Below are 3,892 nucleotides of genomic sequence, written 5' to 3'. Positions count from 1 at the left end.
TGGTCGATGAAGGTGAGCACCAGTACGCCGATCTCGGCGGCCACCCCCGCCAGGGCGATGAAGCCCACGGCCACGGCCACCGACAGGTTGAAGCCGTAGGCGTACATCAGCCAGAAGCCGCCGATCAGCGAGAAGGGGATGGACAGCATCACCACCAGGGGTGCGCTGGCGTTGCCGAAGTTGAAGTACAGCAGCAGGAAGATCAGCGCCAGGGTGGCCGGCACCACCAGCTTGAGGCGCTCGGCGGCGCGCTGCATGTATTCGAACTGGCCGGACCAGATCAGGGTATAGCCCGGCGGGATTTCGACCTCGTCGCGGATGATGCGCTTGGCCTCGGCCACATAGCCGCCGATGTCCGAACTCTTGATGTCCACGTAGATCCAGGCGTTGGGGCGGGCGTTTTCGCTCTTGATGGAGGAAGGACCGCGGGTCAGTTCCAGATCCGCCACCAACGCCAGCGGGATCTGGGTGCCGCCGGGCGTGGCCAACAACACTCGGCGCAGGGCGTCGGGGCTGTCGCGCAGCTCGCGCGGGTAGCGCAGGTTGACCGGATAGCGCTCCAGGCCTTCCACGGTCTGGGTCACGTTCATGCCGCCGATGGCCGACTGGATGACGTCCTGTACGTCGCCCACGGTCAGGCCGTAGCGGGCGGCCTGCTCGCGTTTGATGTCGAAGTCCAGGTAGTAACCGCCGACTGCCCGGTCGGCGAAGGCGGACAGCGTATCCGGCAATTGTTTCAGGGTACCCTCGATGGCCTTGCCGATGCGTTCCAGCTCGGCCAGGTCCGGGCCGGAGACCTTGATGCCGATGGGGGTCTTGATGCCGGTGGAGAGCATGTCGATGCGGGTCTTGATCGGCATGGTCCAGGCGTTGGCAACGCCGGGGAAGCGGATCGCCGCGTCCATCTCGTCCATCAGCTCGCGGGTGGTCTTGTCCGGGTTCGGCCAGTCGTCTTTCGGCTTCAGCCGCACCAGGGTTTCGATCATCGCCAATGGAGCCGGGTCGGTGGCGGTGTCGGCGCGGCCCACCTTGCCGAACACGCTCTCCACCTCCGGAAAGGTCACCAGTATCTTGTCGGTCTGCTGCAACAGCTCCTTGGCCTTGGTGATGGAGATGCCCGGGAAGGTGGTGGGCATGTAGAGGATGTCGCCCTCGTCCAGCGGCGGCATGAACTCGCTGCCCAGTTGCGTGATCGGCCAGGCGGTGACCCCCAGCAGGATCAGCGCCGCTACCAGCGTAGTCTTGCGCCAGCGCATGGCCTGCGCCAGCGCCGGCGTATGCAGGCGGTGCAGTCCACGGTTGACCGGGTTTCTAGCCTCGGGAAGGATGCGCCCGCGGATGAAGTAGCCCATCAGCACCGGTGTGACAGTCACCGCCAGCAGCGCCGCCGCGGCCATGGCATAGGTCTTGGTAAATGCCAGCGGTGCGAACAGCCGCCCTTCCTGGGCCTGCAGGGTGAACACCGGCAGGAAGGAGACGGTGATGATCAGCAGCGAGAAGAACAGCGCCGGGCCCACCTCCTTGGCCGACAGGCCGATGGCCAGCCAGCGCTCGGGGCTGGTCAGGACGGCGCCTTTGTCGGCCTCCGCGCGTTCCAGGTGCTTGTGGGCGTTCTCGATCATCACGATGGCGCCGTCCACCATGGCGCCGATGGCGATGGCGATGCCGCCCAGGGACATGATGTTGGCCGTCAGGCCCTGGCCGCGCATCACCAGAAAGGCCAACAGCACCCCGATCGGCAGCGTGAGGATGGCCACCAAGGCGGAGCGCACGTGCAGCAAAAAGGCGATACAGATGAGGCTGACGACGATGAACTCCTCAATCAACTTGTCGCGCAGGTTGGCCACCGCCCGCTCGATCAAATTGCCGCGGTCGTAGACCGGCACGATCTCCACGCCCTCGGGCAGCCCCTGTTTGAGTTGCTCGAGCTTGGCCCGGACCGCGTCGATGGTGACCAACGCATCGCCGCCGTAACGCATGATCACCACGCCGCCGGCCACCTCGCCCTCGCCGTTGAGCTCGGCCACGCCGCGGCGCAGTTCGGGCCCAATCTGCACGTGGGCCACGTCGCGCAAGTAGATCGGTGTGCCGTCGTCGTCCACGCCGATGGGCACGACTTCGAGGTCTTCGACGCCCTGGAGATAACCCAGCCCGCGCACCATGTATTCGGTCTCGGCCATCTCCACCAGGCCGCCGCCGACATCGTTGTTGGAGCGCTGGATGGCGGTCTTGATCTTGTTCAGCGGGATGCCGTAGGCGGCCAGGGCGTTGGGATCCACCTCGACCTGATATTGCTTGACGTAGCCGCCCACGGAGGCGACCTCGGCCACGCCCGGCACCGTCTGCAGGGCGTAGCGCATATACCAATCCTGCAGCGAGCGCAGCTCGGCCAGGTCGTGCTTGCCGGTTCGGTCCACCAGCGCGTACTCGTAGACCCAGCCCACGCCGGTAGCGTCCGGCCCCAGGGTCGGGGTGACCCCGCGCGGCAGCTTGCCGCCGACGAAGTTGAGGTATTCCAGCACCCGCGAGCGCGCCCAGTACATGTCGGTGCCGTCCTCGAACAGGACATAGACGAAGGAGAAGCCGAAGAACGAGTAACCGCGCACCACCTTGGCGAAGGGTACCGACAACATCGCGGTAGTCAGCGGGTAGGTCACCTGGTCCTCGACCACCTGCGGCGCCTGGCCGGGGTACTCGGTGAATACAATCACCTGCACGTCGGATAGGTCCGGGATGGCGTCCAGCGGCGTCGTCTTCAGGGCCCAGAGCCCGAGCAGCAGCGCCAGGCCGGTGAGGATCAGCACCAACAGGCGATTCTTCAGGGAGGCGTCGATGATGGCTTGGATCATGACCGGACGCTCAGTGCGAGGAATGTGATTGCTGGACGGGACGCATCTTGTCGGCGGCCTCGCGCAGCTTGGATTCGGAATCGATCAGGAACTGGCTGGAGGTGACGACTTCCTCGCCGGGTTGTACGCCGTCGAGCACCTGCACCAGACCCTCGGCGCGCAGCCCGAGTTGCACCTCGCGCGGCTCGAACTTGCCGGGCGCGCGCTGTACGAAGACCTGCTCGCGCTGGCCCGAACGGATCACCGCCTGCTCCGGGATGACCACCGCGTCGACCTGGCGGCGCGTGCGGATGGTGACGTCGGCGAACATGTTGGGCTTGAGGGCCAGGTCCCGGTTGTCGAATTCCAGCCGTAGCTTCTGGGTGCGGGTCTTGGGATCAAGATAGGGATAGATGTAGTCCACCTGCCCGGTGAATGTGCGGCCCGGCAGGGCCGCGAGCTTGAGTTCGGCCGGGTCCCCTTGCTGCACCCAGGGGATCTCATGCTCGTAGATGTCGGCCTCGACCCAAACCGTGGACAGCTCCGCGAGCTGGAACAGCTCGGTCTGGGGGCTGATGTATTGGCCGTCACGCACACCCACCTTCACGGCGATGCCGTCGAACGGCGAGTGGATGTGCAGATTGCGCTTGGCCTTGCCGCTCTCCTCAAGCTCGCGCAACTGGTGTGCGGGCATGTCCAACAACTGCAAACGCCGGCGCGCGCTGCGCACCAGTTGCTCGGCGCCGCGCCGGATATCTTCGTAAGGGCTGTCCTGCAAGGTCTTCAGGTTCTTGAGCGCCAGCAGATATTCCTCCTGGGTGGCGACCAACTGCGGCGAGTAGATGCTGAGCAGCCGGGTGCCGCGTTTGACCGCGCTACCGGTCTGCTCCACGTACAACTCCTCGATCCAGCCCTCCACCTTGGGGTGCAGGCGGGTCAGATTGTCCTCGTCGTACTCCACCCGGCCGACGGTGAACACGTCGGCCGAGAGCTCGCGCCGTTCGGCCTTGGCCGTGCGCACCCCGATGTTTTGCACCATGACCGGGTCGATGGTCACCGTGCCG

2 protein-coding genes are annotated in these 3,892 nt (G+C 65.6%); both read right to left on the bottom strand.

Annotated elements, in window-relative coordinates; all coding sequences use genetic code 11:
- Window positions 1–2,849, bottom strand: a 2,849-nt coding sequence (locus ACESMD_RS03145; RefSeq protein ID WP_372610236.1) for an efflux RND transporter permease subunit, incomplete at its 3' end; no start/stop codon positions are given.
- 10 nt (window positions 2,850–2,859) lie between these two features.
- A partial coding sequence (locus ACESMD_RS03140) for an efflux RND transporter periplasmic adaptor subunit (protein WP_372610234.1) occupies window positions 2,860–3,892 on the bottom strand: 1,033 nt, incomplete at its 5' end.

The sequence above is a fragment of the Halomonas sp. genome (assembly GCF_041689495.1).
GTDB lineage: Bacteria > Pseudomonadota > Gammaproteobacteria > Pseudomonadales > Halomonadaceae > Halomonas.
This window is presented reverse-complemented; position numbering and strand designations above follow the sequence as displayed.